Raw genomic sequence first — 20,506 nt, forward strand, 5'->3', positions numbered from 1 at the left:
GTCGATTTGCGAACACCTGCTCCGCAGTTCCGCCGGCCCTGGTTACGACTGTTCTTATGATCTATAAGTTGATGAGTTCGGGGATATTTCGCTATCTGGTAAACACCTGACAGGGTTATCCCTCTTTTTGACGGGGTGATTTATACGGCTTCAAAAAAAGCCCGGGAAGCGCGCTGCGCTTGCCGGGCCGGGATTTCCACACAATTTAAGCATGCAATCCATTACGGCATTCTGACGCCATTACGGACTGCTTCTCATTCAGTTTTGATTAACCGGTATAAACGATCGTTTCCACACCGGTGGCCGTGCCGAGCAGGCACAGATTCGCGCCGCGCTCGGCGAACAGGCCGACCGTCACGACGCCCGGCCATGCGTTCACCTGCGCTTCGAAGCCGCGCGGATCGGCGATCTGCAGCCCCTTCACGTCGATGATTTCATTGCCGTTGTCGGTGATGTACGGCGCGCCGTCCTTCGTCACGCGCAGCACCGGCACGCCGCCGAGTGCGGTCACGCGCCGGCCGATCGCCGTGCGCGCCATCGGCACGACCTCGATCGGCAACGGGAACGCGCCGAGCACCGGCACGCGCTTGCTGGCATCCGCGATGCAGACGAACGTATCGGCCACCGACGCGACGATTTTCTCGCGCGTCAGCGCGCCGCCGCCGCCCTTGATCATCGCGCCGCTTGCGTCGATCTCGTCGGCGCCGTCGACATACACCTGCAGCGATTCGACCTCGTTCAGGTCGAACACCTTGATGCCGTGCGACTTCAGGCGTTCGGTCGTCGCGATGGAGCTGGACACGGCGCCGCGATAGCGCGACTTGACCGCGGCGAGCGCGTCGATGAAGCAGTTCGCGGTCGAGCCGGTGCCGACCCCGATCACCGCGCCTTCCGGCACGTTCTGGATAACATAATCGGCGGCCGCCTGGCCGACCAGGCGTTTGAGTTCGTCTTGAGTCATGGGGTGGGAATGCAGCGGGATTGCGGAAAACCGCCAGTTTACCGGACTCGGCAGACGACCCGCGCTTTTTCGGCGCCTGCGTCGACGCCGGGCGTGCCGACGCTCACTGCGCGCCGGCAGCGGACGCGGTGCCGGCCGGCGGCGCACCCGGGAAATACTTGTCGAGCAGCGCCTGCGCGATCGCGTCGGTCCCGGCATCCGGATTGCCCGCGTAGTCGGACGGCCGGAAATGCATCTGGAACGCCGCGAATACGCGTTGCGCGCGTGCGTCGAACACGCCGTCGGTCGGCACGTCGTAGCCGTAGCGCGCGAGCTTCAGCTGCAATTCGCGCACATCGACGAGCGCATGCGGATCGCGGCCGCCGAGCCGCGCGGCAACCGTCGTGTCATCCGGCCACGCGCCGACGCCGGCCAGCGCGAGCGCATGCCACGGGAACAGCGGACCCGGGTCGATCTTGCGTTGCGGCGCGATATCGCTGTGCCCGACCACGCGCGTCGGCGGAATTCCGTAGCGCGCGACGATGTCCTTCGACAGGCGGATCAGCGCATCGACCTGTTCAGGCGGATACGGCTGCCACGTGCGGTTTTGTGGATCGAGCGGGCCGCGGTTCACGTTCTCGATGCCGATCGACGCCGCGTTGAGTTCGGTCGTGCCCTGCCACTCGCTGACGCCCGCATGCCATGCGCGTTGCGACTCCGGAACCAGCTGGTAGACGACCGGCATCCCGTGTTCGATGCGCGGTTGCGGCGGCACAACGTAGTGCACGCTGACCGAATCGCCCATCAGCGTGTGCAGCGATTTCGCTTCGTCGCTTTCGGTGTAATGCATCACGAGAAAGCGGATCCGCGAATCGGAGCCGCGCGCGTGCAGGCTCGTATCGGCGTAGTAGGTGCCACGTTCGACGAGCGACGGCGACGTGCAGGCGGCCAGCAGGCACAGGACGGCGCATGATGCGCCCAGGCGAAACAGGGTCATGGTTCGCGAGTTCCGGGAGCCGCGTGCCGCGCGCAATCGCGGCACACGTCGTTCGGGTTCGCGGCCCGCGCAGCGCGCGGGACCGCCTGCGTCAGCCCTTCACGCGGCGCTGCCGCACCGCTTCGTACAGGCACACGCCGCTCGCGACCGACACGTTCAGGCTTTCCACGCTGCCGGCCATCGGGATGCTCATCACTTCGTCGCAGGTATCGCGGGTGAGCCGTCGCATGCCTTCGCCTTCCGCGCCCATCACGAGCGCGACGGGGCCGTCGAGCTTCGTTTCGTACAGCGTCGACGACGCTTCGTCCGACGTGCCGATGATCCACACGCCCGCTTCCTTCAGTTCGCGCAGTGCACGGGCGAGGTTCGTCACCGTGATGTACGGTACCGTGTCGGCCGCGCCGCTCGCGACCTTCGCCGCGGTCGCGTTCAGGCCGACCGCGCGGTCACGCGGCGCGATCACCGCATGCGCACCGGCCGAATCGGCGACACGCAGGCAGGCGCCGAGGTTGTGCGGATCGGTAACACCGTCGAGCACCAGCAGCAGCGCCGGGCCCTGGATGCCGTCGAGCAGTTCGGACAGGTTCTGCGCGAGCGGGACGTCCTCGACGCGCGCGACGACCCCTTGGTGACGCTCGGTGTGCGCGAGGCCCCACAGGCGGGTTTCGTCGGCCGCGATCAGCCGCACGCCCGCTTCCTTCGCGGCGTGCAGGAAGTCCTGCATGCGGCGGTCACGGCGCGTCTGGTCGTACAGCACCTCCGCAACCGTCGACGCGTCGTGCCGCAAACGTGCGGTCACCGCATGAAAACCGTAAAGAACCTTCAGACGTGACATGACTGGAACAACCTTCGATCAAACGTGCAGCCGCGCAACGCGCGCAGCCGCGATCCATGGAAAAGGAAAGCGCCGCGTTGCCGGCCGGTGACCGGTAGAACGCGGCGTCTCTCGATACTGCAAGGGCGTGCGCATGCGCCGCCCCGAACGCTCAATACTTCTTGCGGGCGTGTGTCTTCTTCGCGGCAGTTTTCACCGCCACGCCGCCCTTCTTCTTCGCAGCACGTGCGGCACGCGCTTCCTTCACCGCAACGGTCGGCGCGCCGGGCGCCTTCTTGCGACGCGGTGCGGATTCCTCTGCCGGCGGCAACGCGCGCACGCGCGGGCCGCCACGATCGTTACCGGCGGCAGCCGGCGCCGGTGCCGGACGCGGCGCCTTCACCGGCGTGTCGCGCACGAGGCGGAAGTCGATCTTGCGCGCGTCGAGATCGACGCGGCTCACCTGCACGCGCACGCGATCCGACAGGCGATAACGGATGCCCGTGCGCTCGCCGCGCAGCTCGTTCTTGATCTCGTCGTACTGGAAATAGTCCGAGCCGAGTTCCGTGACGTGCACGAGCCCTTCGATGAACAGCGTATCGAGCTGCACGAAGATGCCGAACGACGTGACGCCGTTCACCATCCCGCCATACTCCTCGCCGAGCTTGTCGCGCATGAAGTAGCACTTGAGCCAGGCCTCGACGTCGCGCGACGCTTCATCGGCACGCCGCTCGTTCGCCGAGCAGTGCAGGCCGAGCTCTTCCCAGATCGCCGTGTTCGAGCGCGAACGGCCGCGCGCTTCGTCGTCGGCCTGCTGCATCGCGCGGGCGCGCGGCGACAGCGCGGTGTTCAGCTCGAAGCCGTCCGGGGCCTTCGGCGCGTACTTCTTGCCCGACAGGATCGCGTAGATCGCGCGGTGCGTAAGCAGGTCGGGATAGCGGCGGATCGGGCTCGTGAAGTGCGCGTATGCCTCGTAGGCAAGACCGAAGTGGCCGATGTTGTCCGGGCTGTAGACCGCCTGCTGCATCGAACGCAGCAGCATCGGCTGCAGCATCTGCGCGTCGGGCCGGTCGCGGATCTGCGCCATCAGCGCCGCATAGTCGCTCGCGTGCGGCTTGTCGCCGCCGCCGAGCGACAGGCCCATGCCGCGCAGGAACGCGCGCAGGTTCTCGAGCTTCTCTGGCGTCGGGCCGGCATGCACGCGGTACAGGCCAGGATGCTTGTTGCGCTTCAGGAAGTCGGCCGCGCACACGTTCGCGGCCAGCATGCATTCCTCGATCAGCTTGTGCGCATCGTTACGCTGACGCGGCACGATCTGTTCGATCTTGCCCTGCGAGTTGCAGACGATGTATGTCTCGGTCGTATCGAAGTCGATCGCGCCGCGCTTCTGCCGTGCGGCGAACAGCGCCTTGTAGACGCCGTACAGGTCCTGCAGGTGCGGCAGCAGATCCGCGCGGCGCGCGGCCTCCGGCCCCTTCGTATTCGACAGCACGGCCGCGACTTCGGTGTACGTCAGACGGGCGGCCGAATGGATGACCGCCGGATAGAACTGGTACGCCTTGATCTCGCCGCGCGCGGTAATCACCATGTCGCATGCGAGCACGCAGCGGTCGACCTGCGGATTCAGCGAGCACAGGCCGTTCGACAGCTTCTCCGGCAGCATCGGGATCACGCGCCGCGGAAAATAGACCGACGTGCTGCGCTCGAGCGCGTCGGCGTCGAGGCCGTTGCCCGGCTGCACGTAGTGCGAAACGTCGGCGATCGCGACGATCAGGCGGAAGCCGTCGCCGCGGCCGACCTTGGTCGGCTCGCAGTACACCGCATCGTCGAAGTCGCGGGCGTCCTCGCCGTCGATCGTCACGAGCGGCACGTCGCGCAGATCGACGCGGAAGCGCAGGTCGGCCGGCCGCACCTTGTCCGGCAGCGCGGCGGCTTCGTCGAGCGCCGGCTGGCTGAATTCATGCGGCACGCCGTACTTGCGCACCGCGATCTCGATTTCCATGCCCGGATCGTCGATGTCGCCGAGCACTTCGACGACGCGGCCGAGCGGTTGCGAATGACGGCTCGGGAAGTCGGTCAGTTCGACGACGACGACTTGCCCGACCTTCGCCTTCTTCACGTTCTGCGTGATCAGGATGTCGTGGCCGATGCGCTTGTCTTCGGGGGCGACGATCAGTGCGCCGTTCTCGTTGAGCAGGCGACCGATCACGCGCTTGTTCGCGCGCTCGGTGACCTCGACGACGTGCCCTTCCGGGCGGCCGCGGCGATCGTAGCCGACGATCCGCGCGAGCACGCGATCGTTGTGCATCACCTTCTGCATTTCGCCGTTCGGCAAAAACAGGTCGTCCTGGCCGTCATCGCGGATCACGAACCCGTAGCCGTCGCGATGCCCTTGCACGCGACCGGCAACGAAATTCGAGGGATGGGTGAGCTGGTAGTGGCCACGCTTGTCGAGGCGGATCTGGCCGTCGCGTTCCATCGCGGCGACACGCCGGAAGAACCCCTCGCGCTCCTGACGCTTGATCGACAGCGCCTCGGCGATGTCGTTGGCGGCCAGCGGCGCGTCGCTCGTACGCAGCACGCCGAGAATTTCTTCACGGCTCGGAATGGGGTACGGATATTTGCTCAAGGGTTTGTCGATGATTGTTCTCGTTGCGTTGACTGATGGTGCACGGCATCAACATAGAAGTGTCCGTCAGACAGTTCTATAGTGACGGCGGCGGACCATTCTATCACCCGCCTGTGTTGCCAAATGACGCGAATGCCGCGTGCAGCCGCCGCAGCGGCCGGTTTGCAGTGCATCGAAAAAAAGTGTTGACACGGATAATTGGGGCGCTATAATTTCGCTTCTTTGCAGCAAGCAGCTACTGCAAAACGTGCCCAGGTGGCGGAATTGGTAGACGCACTAGGTTCAGGTCCTAGCGGTGGCAACATCGTGGAGGTTCGAGTCCTCTCCTGGGCACCATCTGTTTTTTAAAAAGGTCGGCTTCTAGCCGGCCTTTTTTCATTTCAAGCCCAGGAAGCAAAGCGCCTGCGCGCTTTGCGTGGGGACTCGAAGGGCTGCGCTTGCAAGCGCAGCCGGGGTCGCACATGTGTGACCGAGTCCTCTCCTGGGCACCATCTGTTTTATAAAAAGGTCGGCTTCTAGCCGGCCTTTTTTCATTTCAAGCCTCGCATCTCGAGCATCGGCCGCGCCTTTATGCCGGCCACACCGATCGATAGCAGAATTAATCGGTTATCGATCGCCCTCCCCGTTGATACGTTAGCCGCCTTGATTTCAACGAACCCAACGAGGAGCACGATCCATGACGTCGATGAACCGCCGCGCATTTGCGCACGCGATGCTGGCCGCCGGCCTGAGCGCCGCCGGCATCCGCGCGCATGCCGAGAGCGCACCTTCCGTGCTGCGCATCGGATACCAGAAATCGTCGACGCTCATCACACTGCTCAAGACGCGCGGCACCCTGGAGCAGGCACTGGCGCCGCTCGGCCTGCGCGTATCGTGGCATGAATTCGCGAGCGGTTTGCCGCTGACCGAAGCGCTCAACGTCGGCGCGGTCGATTTCAGCGCCGACGTCGCCGACACGGTTCCGGTGTTCGCGCAAGCCGCGCATGCGCGTTTCGTGTACGTCGCGCAGGAAGCGCCGTCGCCGAAGGCGCAGGCCATTATCGTCAAGAAGGACAGCGCACTGCGCACGCTCGCCGATCTCAAGGGCAAGCGCATCGCCGTTACGAAGGCCGCCGGCAGCCACTACCTGCTGCTCGCCGCGCTCGCGCGCGCGAAGCTTGCCCCCGCCGACACGGCGATCCACTACCTGACGCCCGCGGACGGCCGCGCGGCGTTCGAGCGCGACAGCGTGGACGCATGGATCACGTGGGATCCGTATGTCGCGTCGGTCGACTCGAATCCCGACGTGCGGATTCTGGTGGACGGTAACGGGCTCGCGTCATACCAGCGCTATTACCTCGCATCGACCAGCTTTGCCGCAGCACGCCCCGACGTCATCCAGATCGTGTTCGACCGGTTGTCACAGGCCGGCGCGTGGCTGCGCGAGCATCCGCAGGAGGCAGCCAGTACGCTCGCGCCGATCTGGGGGCTCGACGCAACGACGATCGAGCGCGCGAATGCACGACGCAGCTATCTCTTGCGCGCCGTGCTCGCGCAGAATTTCGGGGAGCAGCAAAAGATCGCCGATATGTTCCTCGCGGCGGGGTTGCTGCCGGCCCGCGTCGACACGAGTCAAGCGCTCCACTGGAATTTCGCGGCAAAGCGCGCGGATCCGGTCGGCGCCTGATGTCCGAATCCGCAACGCGAAATATTTTTATCGCTATCGATCAAATTGTGTTGACAGCTTCTTCAGACACGCTACAATAGCGGTCTTCGCATCGCAGTAAGCGAAACGTGCCCAGGTGGCGGAATTGGTAGACGCACTAGGTTCAGGTCCTAGCGGTGGCAACATCGTGGAGGTTCGAGTCCTCTCCTGGGCACCATCTGTTTTTAAAAAGGTCGGCTTCTAGCCGGCCTTTTTTCATTTCAAGCCCCGGAATCAAAGCGCCCACTCGCTTTGCGAGAAGACTCGAAGGGCTGCGCTTGCAAGGATGGTGTCACGCCTGTGTGACCGGATCTCCCCCCGCGCACCATCTGCCTCACAAGAAGGTCGGCTTCTGCCGGCCTTTTTCATTGCGACGCCGGAACCAGGCGCACCCGTGACCGTCCTTGTGCGCGCGCCCGGAATCGTCACGCATTGACGATGCGCTTCAGTCGCCGTGGCACACCCTCTCCGGCTCAACGGACCAGCCGCCAAATTATTTTCGTTCGCAACCTCAAATTCTATTGACAGATCTTTCGAATACGCTAGAATAGCGGTCTTCGCATCGCAGTAAGCGAAACGTGCCCAGGTGGCGGAATTGGTAGACGCACTAGGTTCAGGTCCTAGCGGTGGCAACATCGTGGAGGTTCGAGTCCTCTCCTGGGCACCATCTGTTTTTAAAAAGGTCGGCTTCTAGCCGGCCTTTTTCATTTCCGCATCCGGAAACGCGATACCGCAACCGCATCGCAGCTCACGGCGCCCCGTCACACGCAGCGCGTGCCGAATCCCCCCCTCGCCATCTTCGCGTACGGACAGATCGCCTCGGTCTCCGCAATGAGTTCGCGCGCACCACCGGCGTCGACACCCGGCATGTCGACCTCGAGGTCGAGCGCAATCGCAAACAAACCATCGACAGGATCGCGGTGAAACGTCGCGCTGGCCGAAATCGAAAGATCGGCCGGCAGCCGAGTCCGGCGCTGCGCGCAACCAGCGTCAACGCGCCATGAAAACACGCAGCGAAGCCGGCCGCGAATAGCTGCTCGGGATTCGTGCCGCCACCCGCGCCACCCAGTTCAACGGGCAGACGCAACGACACATCGAGTACGCCGCCTGCCGAGCGCACGTCCGGACGATTGTCCGTGAGCCGATTCGCCGCCGGTGACAGTCACCGTCGCCGTGTAAGGCGGCAACGGTTCGCTGCCGGCGCAGGGATCGAGCAGCGATATCGAAGGCCGCGTCGGACGATGCATGGACTTTCTCCCAAAAGCAGACGCGGGACGGCTTCTAACGCACCACATCGAATGAACCAGCGACGCAGCCGGCGGCACATCACCAGGCCCCGCAGACATCGCCCTCTTCGAGCCGTCATGTCGCAAGGAGCCCGACGGGCAATCCTGGCGCGCAGGGGACGGAAAATCCATCAGATGAATTCGAAATATCCGGTTTCGCAGCGCACCACGCACACCCTGCTGTGCCCGCAAACCCACGCCCCTCTTCGCCCGCTGGCCAAAACCGGGATTTCCCTAGGCTGACATGCCGCCGCTCACGCGGTTAAATAAATCAACGTGATTTATTTAATGCGTCGACACCCGGCGCGACATGGAAGGAGACGCCATGAGAAGCCCGCACATCGGCCAGGGAAGCAACTCGGCCAACGTGCGCCGTTACAACGAGCGCCTGCTGCTGAAGACGCTGCGCCGCGCCGGCAGCGCGTCGAAGGCCGACCTCGCCCGGCTCGCGAACATGACGGGCACGGCGGTCGGCAGCATCATCGCGTCGCTTGCCGACGCAAAGCTGATCGAATTCGCCGGTCGTACCGAAGGTCAGCGCGGCCAGCCGGCGTCGCTGATCCGCCTCGATCCGCGCGGTGCGTTCGGCATCGGCGTCCATCTCGACCGGATGCGCATCGAGACGGCGCTCGTCAATTTCGCGGGCGACGTGCTCGGCCGCCGCTCGCACGACACGCTGCTCCCGCCGCCCGCCGACGTGCTCGAGATCGTGCGGCGCGACATCGACGCGATGCAGGACCTCCTCCCCGAGCATGAGCGCGCGCGCCTGACGGGCGTCGGCGTCGCCCAGCCATACAACCTCGGTGCCTGGATGCGCGAACTCGGCCTCGCGCCCGACACGTTCCGCGCCTGGGAAGAGGTGGACTTCGCGAGCGACCTCGGGCGCACGCTGTCGCTGCCCGTGTTCGGCGAAAACGACGGCAATGCGGCCGCCATCGCCGAATTGTTCTACGGGTACGGCCGGCAGTGCGACGACTTCGTCTACCTGTTCATCGGGCCCGCGATCGGCGGCGGCATCGCGATCGACGGCGACTGCCTGCGCGGCGTGACCGGCAACGCCGGCGACGTCGCCGTGATTCCCGTGCCACCGAGCCGGCTGGCGTCCGCGCCGCCGCCGCGCGGCCCGTGGGACATCCTGCTCGCCCGCGCGTCGCTGCATGCGCTCGTGCGCCACCTGCGCCATCACGGCGAGATCGTCGAGAACCGCGCCGACCTCGAGGCCTGCATCGCGCGCGGCCTGCCGGCGGTCGACGAATGGATCGACGACTGCGTCGACGCGCTCGCGCCGGCATTGCGCGCGGTGCTGTGCGTGGTCGATGCGCCGGTGGTCGTGCTCGACGCCGATACCGACGCCGGCCTGCTCGACGCGGTGACGACCCGCCTGCGAGCGGCACTGGTCGCCACCGCGCCGGAAGCGCGCGGCACGCCGACACTCGTGCGCGGCACGTTCGGCGCCGACGCCGGCGCGATCGGCGCCGCGACGCTGCCGATGTACTTCAACTTCTCTCCGCGGGCCGGCATCCTCAAGGGCGCCCGCACCGAATCGCAGGAGGTGAACCATGTCGCAATCTGAGTCGCCCCGGCCGCTGCTCGAGATGCGCCGGATCAGCAAGACGTTCCCGGCCGTGCGCGCGCTCGACAACGTCAGCCTGACCGTCTATCCGGGCGAGATTCATTCGCTGATGGGCGAGAACGGCGCAGGCAAATCGACGCTGATGAAGATCCTGTCGGGTGCCTACCGCGCCGACGCCGGCGGCGAGATCCTGATCGACGGCGAGCGCATCGACGTCGACGGTCCGCTCGCCGCGCGCGATGCGGGGGTCGCGGTGATCTACCAGGAGCTGTGCCTCGCGCCGAACCTGACCGTCGCGGAAAACATCTACGTCGGTCGCGAACTGCGGCGCGGCAACCGCCGCTGGGGCACCATCGACCGCGCGGCAATGGCGCGCGGCTGCCAGGACGTGCTCGCGCGCCTCGGTGCGCCGTTCGGGCCCGACACGCTCGTCGGCACGCTGTCGATCGCCGAGCAGCAACTCGTCGAGATCGCGCGTGCGGTGCACACTCGCGCACGCATCCTCGTGATGGACGAACCGACGACGCCGCTGTCGTCGCGCGAAACCGAACACCTGTTCGGCCTGATCCGCCAGCTGCGCGAGGAGGGTCTCGCGATCATCTACATCAGCCACCGGATGGCGGAGATCTACGAACTGTCCGATCGCGTGTCGGTGCTGCGCGACGGCTCGTACGTCGGCACGCTCGAGCGCGAATCGCTGTCGGCCGAGCGGCTCGTCGCGATGATGGTGGGCCGTGACATCTCCGGTTTCTACAAGAAGGAACATGCGCCGTACGATCCCGGCCACCTGCTGCTGTCGGTGCGCGACATCGCCGACGGCGAGCGGGTGCGTCGCTGCAGCCTCGACCTGCATGCCGGAGAAGTGCTCGGCATCGCGGGGCTGGTCGGCGCGGGCCGCACCGAACTCGCGCGACTGATCTTCGGCGCGGAACCGCGCACGCGCGGCAACGTGAAGCTGGGCGACCGCGCGTTCGGCGCACATTCGCCGCGCGAGTCGATCGACGCGGGCCTCGTCTACCTGACGGAAGACCGCAAGCGCCAGGGCTTGTTCCTCGACATGAGCGTGCGCGACAACATCAACATCTCCGTATGCAACCGCGATGCGCGGCTCGGCGCGCTCGATCTCGCGCGCGGCGCCGAACGCGCGCGCGACGCGATCGCGTCGCTGTCGATCCGCGTGCCGAACGCGAACGTGAACGTCGGCGCGCTGTCGGGCGGCAACCAGCAGAAGGTGCTGCTGTCGCGCCTGCTCGAGACGAAGCCGCGCGTGCTGATCCTCGACGAACCGACGCGCGGCGTCGACATCGGCGCGAAATCCGAGATCTACCGGATCATCAACGAACTGGCCCGCGCGGGCGTCGGCGTGATCGTGATCTCGAGCGAACTGCCGGAAATCATCGGTGTCGCCGACCGCGTGCTCGTGATGCGTGAAGGCGAGATCGCCGGCGAACTCGGCGGCCACACGCACACGCCCATCACGCAGGAAGCGATCATCGCGCTCGCGACCGGCTCGCAAGCCGAACTCGCCGACGCGCACTGACCACGGCCCCTTCATTTCCCTCTTCATTCAAGGTACCGAAATGATCAACCCGACCAAGCAGCGGAACCTCGCTTCCGCGACGGCCCATCCGGTGGCCAACCGTACGCCCCTGATGCGCGGCGCCGATCATCGCGCACGCATGCAATCGCTGATGCGCACCGCCGGCATGCTGCCGGTGCTGCTGGTCCTGTGCATCGGCTTCGGCTTCCTGACCGACGGCTTCTTCACGCTGCAGAACCTGTCGATCGTCACGCAGCAGGCATCGATCAACATCGTGCTCGCCGCCGGCATGACGTTCGTGATCCTGACGGGCGGCATCGACCTGTCGGTCGGCTCGGTACTCGCCGCGTCGGCCGTCGCCGCGCTGCTCGCATCGACCATCCCGGGCTGGGGCTGGCTCGGCGTGCCCATCGCGCTCGCCGTCGGCCTCGTGTTCGGCGCGATCAACGGCGGCCTGATCTCGTTCCTGCGCCTGCCGCCGTTCATCGTCACGCTCGGTGCGATGACGGCCGTGCGTGGTGTCGCCCGCCTGATCGGCAACGATACGACCGTCTTCAACCCGCAGCTGCCGTTCGCATTCATCGGCAACGGCACGCTGCTCGGCGTGCCATGGCTCGTCGTGATCGCATGCGCGGTGATCGCGCTGTCGTGGTTCATCCTGCGCCGCACGGTGCTCGGGATGCGGATCTATTCGGTCGGCGGCAATCCGGAAGCCGCACGGCTGTCGGGCATCAACGTGCGGGCGATCCAGCTGTTCGTGTACGCGGCGTCGGGCCTGCTCGCGGGTCTCGGCGCGGTGATGTCGGCCGCGCGGCTCTATGCGGCCAACGGCCTGCAGCTCGGCCAGTCATACGAACTCGATGCGATTGCCGCGGTGATCCTCGGCGGCACGAGCTTCGTCGGCGGTGTCGGTTCGATCGTCGGCACGCTGATCGGCGCGCTGATCATCGCGGTGCTGACCAACGGCCTGGTGCTGCTCGGCGTGTCCGACATCTGGCAGTACATCATCAAGGGGCTCGTGATCATCGGCGCCGTCGCGCTCGACCGCTATCGCCAGCGCGACTCGGCCCGCACCTGACACCGTTCCCTCACCGTTCAACCCTCAGGTCGCAGGCAGGTCCTCCTGCGCCCGTCCGCCAATGGACCTCCCGGAGACACAACGACATGTTCAAGCATAAAGCCGCCCTGACCGCCGTCGCCTGCGCGCTCGCATTCGGCACTGCCGCCGCCCATGCCGCCGACAAGCCGCTGAAATCGATCGGCGTCACGGTCGGGTCGCTCGGCAACCCGTACTTCGTCACGATCGTGAAAGGCGCCGAAGCGCGCGCCAAACAGCTCAACCCGAACGCGAAGGTCACCGCGGTATCGGCCGACTACGACCTGAACAAGCAGTTCACGCAGATCGACAACTTCATCTCTGCGCACGTCGACATCATCCTGCTCAACGCGACCGATCCGAAGGCGATCGAACCGGCGGTGAAGAAGGCGCAGGCGGCCGGCATCACGGTCGTCGCGGTGGACGTCGCGGCAGCCGGCGCGAACGCGACCGTGCAGACCAACAACGTGAAGGCCGGCGAGCTGGCGTGCGACTACCTCGCGAAGAAGCTCAACGGCAAGGGCAACGTGATCATCGAGAACGGCCCGCAGGTATCGGCCGTGATCGATCGCGTGAACGGCTGCAAGGCCGTGCTCGCGAAAAACCCCGGCATCAAGCTGCTGTCGAGCGACCAGGACGGCAAGGGCTCGCGCGAAGGCGGGATGAACACGATGCAGGGCTACCTGACGCGCTTTCCGAAGCTCGACGGCGTGTTCACGATCAACGACCCGCAGGCGATCGGCAGCGATCTCGCGGCAAAGCAGCTGAACCGCCCGGGCATCGTGATCACGTCGGTCGACGGCGCGCCTGACATCGAGGTGGCGCTCAAGTCCAACACGCTCGTGCAGGCATCGTCGAGCCAGGATCCGTGGGCGATGGCGCAGCAGGCCGTCAATGTCGGCTACGGGATCATGAACGGCCAGAAGCCGGCCAACCCGATGATCCTGATCGAGCCGACGCTCATCACGCGCGACAACGTGAAGGGCTACAAGGGCTGGAGCAGCCCGCGCTGATCGCGTCGCGCGATCGGCGATCCCGGGCGGCGCCGGGCCGCGTCGCCGCGCGCGACGCCCGGCCCTGCCCGTCCGCTCATCTCAACCGCCACACCGCCGCGCGACACGTCGCGGCACAAGGTTTCGACATGACGACGACGTTCCCCCGCCTGATCGTATTCGGCGAAGCGCTGACCGATTTCATCCGCGACGACGCGCAGCACTGGCGCAGCGTCGCCGGCGGCTCGTGCTGGAACGTGGCGCGCGTCGGCGCGCGGCTCGGCGTGCCGACCGCCTTCGCCGGCACGGTCAGCCGCGACATCTTCGGCGACGAACTGATGCGCAGGAGCGCGAATGCCGGGCTCGACCTGCGCTTCATGCGGCAGGTCGACCGCGCGCCGTTGCTCGCGATGGTCGTGTCGAAACAGCCGCCCGACTATTTCTTCATCGGCGAACACAGCGCCGATCTCGCCTTCGATCCGGCAGATCTGCCCGACGGGGCGCTGGACGCGGCCGAGATCGTGCATGTCGGCTCGCTCGGGGTCGTGCGCGAGCCGCTCGCGTCGCGCCTGATCGAGGTCGTGGCGGCGGCACGCGCGGCCGGCAAGCGGATCTCGTTCGACCCGAACTACCGCGCGCCGATGGCCGCACCGTCGTATCGCGACACGCTGCGCCGGCTGGCCGGGCTCGCCGACTGGATCAAGGTATCCGACGAGGATCTGCGCGGCCTGTTCCCGGAACTCGACGAGGCAGCCGCGCTCGCGCAATTGCGCGCATGGGCGCCCGATGCGAGCGTGCTCGTCACCCGCGGCGCGGCCGGCATGCAGTTGCTGCATCGCGACACCGCGCTGTTCCAGCCGGCGTTCGCGACCGAGGTCGCCGACACCGTCGGCTGCGGCGACGCCAGCATCGGCGGCTGGCTCGCCAGCCAGCTCACGCACGCCGATGCGTCGGCGGCCGAGCACCTGCGCTACGCGGCGGCTTGCGCGGCGGTCGCCTGTGCGCATGCAGGCGCGTACGCACCGACGGCCGCCGAGGTGGCCGAGATCGTGGCAACCCGCGCGGCCGCCGAACCGGCCGACACCGCGCTGTCGAACTAGGCGGCACCGGAAGGCACCAGACGGCGCATGCGCGCCGCATCGTCACGCGCCGCCCTGCCCGCCGTTGCCGCCGTTGCCGCGCGACAGCAGCACCTGGAGGCTCTCGTCGACACTCAGTTCGGACATCGCATCGACACGCAGCGTATCGTCAGCCGCGCGGCGCAGCGCATGCAGCGCATGCTCCTTGAGCCGCACGATCGCGAACTGCAGCCCGCGCGCCGCGCATTCGGCCGCGAACGTCCGCAACGATTCGATCGTCGTGCCGTCGACGTCCGGCGTTTCCTCGAGGCTCAGCATCACGGTATGCGCATCGGGTGCCGCCTTCATCAACGCACGGACGCGATTGAGCATCCGGTCCGCGTTCGCGAAGAACAGCTGTGCCTCGGGCCGCACGATCAGCACACCGGATACCGGCCTGGCATCGGCATGATTCGCGACGTCGACGAAGTCGTGGCCGTCGCGTAGCCGGCCGAGCACGCTCACGTTCGGCTCCGACAGCTTGCGCAACGTCAGCAGCAGGCTCACGCCGATGGCCGCGAGCAGCCCGTGCAGCACGCCGAGCACGAGCACCGCGAGCAGCGCGGCGATCACGACGAGCCGATCGCGATGCCAGACCCAATACGGCCGGAACACCGACGGATGCAGCGAGTGGCTGACCGCGAAGATCACGATCGCCGCAAGCACGGGCTCCGGCGTGCGGGCGAGCTGCGGCAGCAGCAGCCACACGATCAGCGCGACCACGCCGGCCGCCCATAATCCCGCGAAACGCGACTGTGCGCCCGCGGCCTCGTTCGCCGACGTCGCCGAATAGCCGGCGCCGACCGGCATCCCGTGCAGCAGCCCCGACACGAGGTTCGCGCAGCCGATCGCGACGAGGTCGCGGTTCGCCGACACGCTGTCGCCGTGCTTCAGCGCGAAGTTGCGAATCGAGCCGTACGACTCCGCATAGAGGATCAGCATCAGCGCGAACGCGAGCTCGACCGTCTGCATCCACGCGTTGCGGTCGAGATGCGGCAGGCCGAATTCGAGGTGCTGGAAATCGATGTGTCCGACGATCGCGATCCCGTAGTGCTGCCAGTCGAACACATAGCCGGCCGCGATCGACAGCACGATCACGACGAGCGTCGCGGGCACGCGCGAGCGCCGCCCGAGCACGAACAGCAGCGCCAGCGCGGCCGCGCCGAGCGCGACGCTCGCGAGGTTCGCATGCGGCGCGCCGGTGACGAGGTCGAGCGCGACACGCGGCGCATCGCTGTGCTGTACCGAGATCGCGAGAATCTTCGGCAACTGCTTGATGACGATCGTCAGCGCCAGTCCGAACGTAAAACCGCGCAGGACCGGACGCGCGATGAAATCCGACATACCGCCGAGCCGCGCGACGCCGGCCAGGATGAACAGCACGCCGGTCATCGCGACCAGCGCAGCCGCCAGCGCGAGCTGCGCGGCCAGCGCCATCCCCGACTCGGCCAGCACGGTCGCCGCGAGCACGGCAGCCGACGACGAGGTCGACGACACGATCGCAAAGCGGCTGCTGCCGGTCAGCGCATAGACGACGAGCCCCGACAGCAGCGCGATGAGACCGGCCTGCGGCGGCAGGTTGGCAAGCCCCGCATATGCGACCGCCTCGGGAATCAGCAGCCCGGCGATCGACAGGCCGGCCAGCGCATCGAGACCGATGCGCCGCGTGCGCGGCGGCGGCGCCGCATCGAGTGCGGCGAAATGGTCGGCACACTGCGGGCCGGCATCCGGACGGATCGGGGCGGTCGTCATGAGGCGATGGGCGCTGTGCGCGTATCAGGATTTAACGGCGATGACACCCGACCAGCCGGGCAGATAGCGCGCGTCCTGTTCGTGTGCGCGACTCAGCGACACGTCGAGCGCCTTCGCGAAATTCTTGCGGATCTGGTCGAGCGTGACGTGCTGGCGCAGATAGTCGGCCCACAGGAATTCGCTGAACGGCGTCGCATCCTTCGCATAACCACCTGCCGTGCGCAGCTCGCCCGCGAGGCTGCGATACGGATCGTCCTCAAGGCCCGTCAGCGACTTCGGCAGATGCGCGTAGTCGCGGCGCGACCCGTCCGCGCCGAACGGATGCACCCACTGGTTGTGTTCCATCATCCGCCAGAAGATCGTGTCGTCGAGCCAGGACAGATCCCTCAGCAGCATCGCGTTGACGCGCGACTCCCCTTCCTCGATCAGCGCGAGGCCGAGATGGTGGTGATCGGTGATGTAGTGCTGCCCGCCCGGGCCGAGGATGGCCGGAAACCAGTGCGATTCGATCGCGGCCTTGCGCGCGCGCTTGTCGAGCGTCTTCCAGTGCTTGCGCTTCGCTTTCACTTCGCGATAGCCGACCGTCATCTGCGTCGGACGCAGTGCGTCGAGCCGGACGGGAATAAGGTGAACGTCGCTGCCGAGTGCCATGGTCGTACCCTATGTTGCTGATTTCCGGCAACGATACTCCTGATCTTGCGAGCCGTTAATACGTTACGACGTCGATAAGCCGCGCTTGACCATCTCTGACAACCGGCCGCGCCGGCACGCTAGGCGCGCAGGTCGTGGCGCTCGAGACGATGGCGAACGTAAGGCAGGCCGTCATGAACGACACTGACGCGACGCATGCCGAGCTTGCGTGCGACGTTCAGCGAGCCCGTGTTCGCCGCGGCGATGTCGGCGATCACGCGCGGCAGCCGCACCGTGTCGAACGCGTGACGCACGACGGCCGCCGCGGCCTCGCACGCGATGCCGCGCCCCCATGCCGCATGCACGAGCCGCCAGCCGATCTCGACGTCGCGCGCGCCGCCCGCGTAGTCGGGAATCAGCAGGATCCAGCCGATGAATGCGTCGGGCACCGCCTTCTCGAAGATCGACCAGTAGCCGAGGCCCGGCGGATAGTCGCGCATGATCCGGTGTGTGACGAAGCGGCGATGTTCGTCCGGGTCGTGCCACGGGCCTGCGATGTACCGGGTCACCTCGGGATCGCGATCCATCGCGATGCTCGCGTCGAGATCGGCCAGCACGCGCGGGCGCAGCCACAGCCGGTCGGTCTCCAGCACCGGCAACGCGGCAATGGATGGTTCGGTCATCTGGACTCCTGATCCGGTGGCGACGCGCGTCGCGTGCATGACAGAATTGATACAAAAAGCCTTCCGCGATGATACAGACGCCTGTCGTGTTGATCGCGCGGCCCCCCGTTGCCGCTTCCGCAACAGTTCATTTCATAGGGATTATTCCCGATTCGCCGTTATCGCGCCCCACATCGCACGGCCCGGCGGCCTACACTCGATCCATGCCCCCCCGTGCCACGCGCCAGCCGGGCTGGCATCCGCCTGCAGATCGTCCGTGCGCAAGCCAACGAGGAGACCTCGGACATGAGCTGGACCCGCGAACAACGCAACGTCACGATCGCCGCCTACCTGGGCTGGACGCTCGACGCGTTCGATTTTTTCCTGATGGTCTTCGTGCTGAAGGACATCGCCGCCGAATTCGCGTCGACGATCCCAGCCGTCGCGTTCGCCCTCACGCTGACGCTCGCGATGCGCCCGATCGGCGCGCTGATCTTCGGCCGGCTCGCCGATCGCTTCGGGCGCCGCCCGACGCTGATGGTCAACATCGCCTGCTATTCGCTGCTCGAACTCGCGTCGGGGTTCGCACCGAGCCTGACCGCGCTGCTCGTGCTGCGCGCGCTGTTCGGCATCGCGATGGGCGGCGAATGGGGGGTCGGCTCCGCGCTGACGATGGAAACCGTGCCGACCCATGCGCGCGGCTTCGTGTCGGGGTTGCTGCAGGCCGGTTATCCGAGCGGATACCTGCTCGCATCCATCGTGTTCGGCCTGTTCTACCAGTACATCGGCTGGCGCGGGATGTTCATGGTCGGCGTACTGCCCGCGCTGCTCGTGCTGTACGTGCGTACGCACGTGCCCGAATCGCCGGCCTGGAAGCAGATGGAAAAGCGTCCGCGGCCGAGCCTGGCGGCCACGATGCAACAGAACTGGAAGCTCACGATCTACGCGATCGTGCTGATGACCGCGTTCAACTTCTTCTCGCACGGCACGCAGGACCTCTACCCGACCTTCCTGCGCGAACAGCATCACTTCGATCCGCATACCGTGTCGTGGATCACGATCGTGCTGAACATCGGCGCGATCGTCGGCGGCCTGTCGTTCGGTGCGATCTCGGAACGGATCGGCCGCCGTCGCGCGATCTTCATCGCCGCGCTGATCGCGCTGCCCGTGCTGCCGCTGTGGGCGTTCTCGAGCGGCCCGGTCGCGCTCGCGGCCGGCGCATTCCTGATGCAGATTTCGGTGCAGGGTGCGTGGGGCGTGATACCCGTCCACCTGAACGAGATCTCGCCGGACGAGATTCGCGCGACCTTCCCTGGTGTCGTCTACCAGCTCGGCAACCTGCTCGCTTCGGGTAACGCGACGATGCAGGCGTCGCTCGCGATTTCCCAGGGCAACAACTACGGTTTCGCGCTTGCGCTCGTGGCCGGCAGCGTCGCCGTCGTGATCGCGGTACTGATCCTGTTCAGCCGCGAGCGGCGCGGCATCGACATGACGCAATCGGTCAATACGCGTACTACCGTCGGCTGAACGCGCGCATTGCCGCAGCGCATCATCGCGTGTGCCCCGTCCCGCCGGGGCCCCGCGAAATCCTTTCCGCATCCGCACATCGAACTAGAGGAATTTGTCCAGATTCCTCGCTTGCCCGCGCCGCCCGCGTTTTTTTATCTTAATAAAAACAGCTGTTTGAATCAGATGATCGAATCACCTGTTCGCGGCCGGGCAACCGGCATTGGGAGGCGGAACATGGCAGTAAGTCAGGAGGGGCGGCCGTCTACGGGACGGCCGTCCGGGACGCGGTCATCCGGCAATCGGCAAGCCGGCGGGACGAAGGCGCGCATTCTCGATGCGGCCGAGGACCTGTTCATCGAACATGGCTTCGAAGCGATGTCGATGCGACAGATCACGTCGCGCGCTGCGGTAAACCTCGCCGCGGTCAACTACCACTTCGGCAGCAAGGAAGCGCTGATCCACGCGATGCTGTCGCGTCGGCTCGACCAGCTCAACCAGGAACGCCTCGGCATCCTGGACCGTTTCGATGCGCAGCTCGGTGCGCACATCACCTGCGAGCATGTGCTCGGCGCGATGTTCATTCCCGCACTGAAGGCCTCGCGCGACCCCGATCGCGGCGGCCCCGCGTTCCTGCGGCTGATCGGCCGCGCCTACACCGATCCGTCGCCGTTCGTGCGCAACTTCCTGACCGCGCACTATGCGAGCGTCGCCGGCCGCTTCTTCGATGCATTCCAGCGCGCGCTGCCGCATCTGCCGCGCACGGAGCTCGGCTGGCGGCTGCACTTCGCGATCGGCGCGCTGTCCGGCGCGCTTGCCGGGGCCGAAACCGAAAGCCTGATCGACGAGTTCTCGCAAGGCCGCACGATGAACGACGTGCAGATGATCGCGCGACTGTCGTCGCTGATCGTCGCCGCGCTGAAGGCGCCGATGCCCGACAGCGCGCAGTTGTCGATCTTCGCGGCCGTACTCGACGATGCGGGCGCGAGCGAGGCGTTCGGGCTGCCGTCGAGTACGGCTTCTGCCGATACGGCGACGCTGCATCCGGCGAACTGAGCGCGCCGCAAGCCGCGCAGGCGGCGTTTCATCCAGGGTTTGCCGGGTGCGGGATCGTGCGGGCGCGGAGACGTTCGTAATGGTCCTGCATCGATTCATGCGACCCGGGCCGGCGTTGATGCGCAGGCGCGGGTCGCATGGATGTCATGTGGCGGGGCAAGGGCTGGCGTGCCTGCGCTCGTCGACGAAAAACATGGGAAGGGAGCAAGCGTTGAAGCGCTAACGCTCACC

Annotated in this window: 15 protein-coding genes, 3 tRNA genes and 1 pseudogene; 11 read left to right on the plus strand and 8 right to left on the minus strand. The window is 66.4% G+C overall.

Translation table 11 applies throughout. The features are described 5' to 3' along the window. Positions 1-268: 268 nt before the first annotated feature. The 4 genes from rpiA to rnr form a co-directional block, all read right to left on the minus strand. On the minus strand, positions 269-961 hold the full coding sequence (gene rpiA / locus GEM_RS09360; RefSeq protein WP_014897169.1) for a ribose-5-phosphate isomerase RpiA: 693 nt from the start codon (positions 959-961) through the stop codon (positions 269-271). 103 nt (positions 962-1,064) lie between these two features. Then, positions 1,065-1,937 (minus strand): N-acetylmuramoyl-L-alanine amidase, encoded by an 873-nt coding sequence (locus tag GEM_RS09365; RefSeq protein ID WP_014897170.1) that lies wholly within the window; start codon positions 1,935-1,937, stop codon positions 1,065-1,067. A gap of 91 nt (positions 1,938-2,028) precedes the next feature. Then, positions 2,029-2,772 carry a 23S rRNA (guanosine(2251)-2'-O)-methyltransferase RlmB gene (rlmB, locus tag GEM_RS09370; RefSeq protein ID WP_014897171.1) on the minus strand — a complete coding sequence of 248 codons (744 nt, stop codon included), beginning with the start codon at positions 2,770-2,772 and terminating at the stop codon, positions 2,029-2,031. A gap of 151 nt (positions 2,773-2,923) precedes the next feature. Then, positions 2,924-5,380, minus strand: coding sequence for a ribonuclease R (gene rnr / locus GEM_RS09375; RefSeq protein ID WP_014897172.1), 2,457 nt, complete (start codon positions 5,378-5,380; stop codon positions 2,924-2,926). A gap of 249 nt (positions 5,381-5,629) precedes the next feature. Between rnr and GEM_RS09380 the strand changes: the two genes are divergently transcribed. From GEM_RS09380 to GEM_RS09395, 4 genes are all read left to right on the plus strand, one after another. Further along, positions 5,630-5,716: transfer RNA gene (locus tag GEM_RS09380), tRNA-Leu, on the plus strand. 340 nt (positions 5,717-6,056) lie between these two features. After that, a complete protein-coding gene (locus GEM_RS09385; RefSeq protein ID WP_014897173.1) occupies positions 6,057-7,046 on the plus strand; it encodes an aliphatic sulfonate ABC transporter substrate-binding protein in 990 nt (329 codons plus the stop codon). 109 nt (positions 7,047-7,155) lie between these two features. Beyond that, positions 7,156-7,242 (plus strand) — tRNA-Leu (locus GEM_RS09390). A gap of 402 nt (positions 7,243-7,644) precedes the next feature. Further along, a tRNA-Leu gene (locus GEM_RS09395) sits at positions 7,645-7,731 on the plus strand. Positions 7,732-7,825: 94 nt separating this feature from the next. Here GEM_RS09395 and GEM_RS09400 read toward each other — a convergent pair. After that, positions 7,826-8,311: pseudogene (locus GEM_RS09400) on the minus strand (Ohr family peroxiredoxin). Positions 8,312-8,675: 364 nt separating this feature from the next. On the opposite strand from GEM_RS09400, the gene GEM_RS09405 reads away from it, so the two are divergent. The 5 genes from GEM_RS09405 to GEM_RS09425 all read left to right on the plus strand — a co-directional run bounded on the left by GEM_RS09405 (position 8,676) and on the right by GEM_RS09425 (position 14,651). Continuing rightward, entirely contained in the window at positions 8,676-9,923 is a 1,248-nt protein-coding gene (locus GEM_RS09405; protein ID WP_014897174.1) for an ROK family protein, read from the plus strand. Continuing rightward, positions 9,910-11,463, plus strand: a complete 1,554-nt coding sequence (locus GEM_RS09410; RefSeq protein ID WP_014897175.1) for a sugar ABC transporter ATP-binding protein — start codon at positions 9,910-9,912, stop codon at positions 11,461-11,463. Before GEM_RS09405 ends, GEM_RS09410 begins: the two co-directional genes overlap by 14 nt. 40 nt (positions 11,464-11,503) lie before the next feature. Beyond that, on the plus strand, positions 11,504-12,541 hold the full coding sequence (locus GEM_RS09415; RefSeq protein WP_014897176.1) for an ABC transporter permease subunit: 1,038 nt from the start codon (positions 11,504-11,506) through the stop codon (positions 12,539-12,541). An 86-nt stretch (positions 12,542-12,627) separates the two neighbouring features. Then, positions 12,628-13,572, plus strand: coding sequence for an ABC transporter substrate-binding protein (locus tag GEM_RS09420; RefSeq protein ID WP_014897177.1), 945 nt, complete (start codon positions 12,628-12,630; stop codon positions 13,570-13,572). Positions 13,573-13,700: 128 nt separating this feature from the next. Next, positions 13,701-14,651, plus strand: a complete 951-nt coding sequence (locus GEM_RS09425; RefSeq protein ID WP_014897178.1) for a carbohydrate kinase family protein — start codon at positions 13,701-13,703, stop codon at positions 14,649-14,651. Between the two features lie 42 nt (positions 14,652-14,693). Here the strand turns inward: GEM_RS09425 and GEM_RS09430 are convergent, their stop codons facing one another. The 3 genes from GEM_RS09430 to GEM_RS09440 form a co-directional block, all read right to left on the minus strand. After that, complete coding sequence (locus GEM_RS09430) at positions 14,694-16,421, minus strand: SulP family inorganic anion transporter (RefSeq protein ID WP_014897179.1); 1,728 nt, start codon at positions 16,419-16,421, stop codon at positions 14,694-14,696. A gap of 24 nt (positions 16,422-16,445) precedes the next feature. After that, positions 16,446-17,072 carry a ParB-like protein gene (locus GEM_RS09435; RefSeq protein WP_014897180.1) on the minus strand — a complete coding sequence of 209 codons (627 nt, stop codon included), beginning with the start codon at positions 17,070-17,072 and terminating at the stop codon, positions 16,446-16,448. 119 nt (positions 17,073-17,191) lie between these two features. Further along, complete coding sequence (locus GEM_RS09440) at positions 17,192-17,734, minus strand: GNAT family N-acetyltransferase (RefSeq protein WP_014897181.1); 543 nt, start codon at positions 17,732-17,734, stop codon at positions 17,192-17,194. Between the two features lie 285 nt (positions 17,735-18,019). Between GEM_RS09440 and GEM_RS09445 the strand changes: the two genes are divergently transcribed. Both GEM_RS09445 and GEM_RS09450 read left to right on the plus strand, forming a co-directional pair. Continuing rightward, positions 18,020-19,240, plus strand: a complete 1,221-nt coding sequence (locus GEM_RS09445; protein WP_014897182.1) for an MFS transporter — start codon at positions 18,020-18,022, stop codon at positions 19,238-19,240. A gap of 216 nt (positions 19,241-19,456) precedes the next feature. Beyond that, the gene (locus tag GEM_RS09450) at positions 19,457-20,275 is read left to right on the plus strand and encodes a TetR/AcrR family transcriptional regulator (RefSeq protein WP_014897183.1); all 819 of its coding nucleotides are present in this window, start codon (positions 19,457-19,459) and stop codon (positions 20,273-20,275) included. Positions 20,276-20,506: the final 231 nt, after the last annotated feature.

Source organism: Burkholderia cepacia GG4 (assembly GCF_000292915.1).
Classification (GTDB): domain Bacteria; phylum Pseudomonadota; class Gammaproteobacteria; order Burkholderiales; family Burkholderiaceae; genus Burkholderia; species Burkholderia cepacia_D.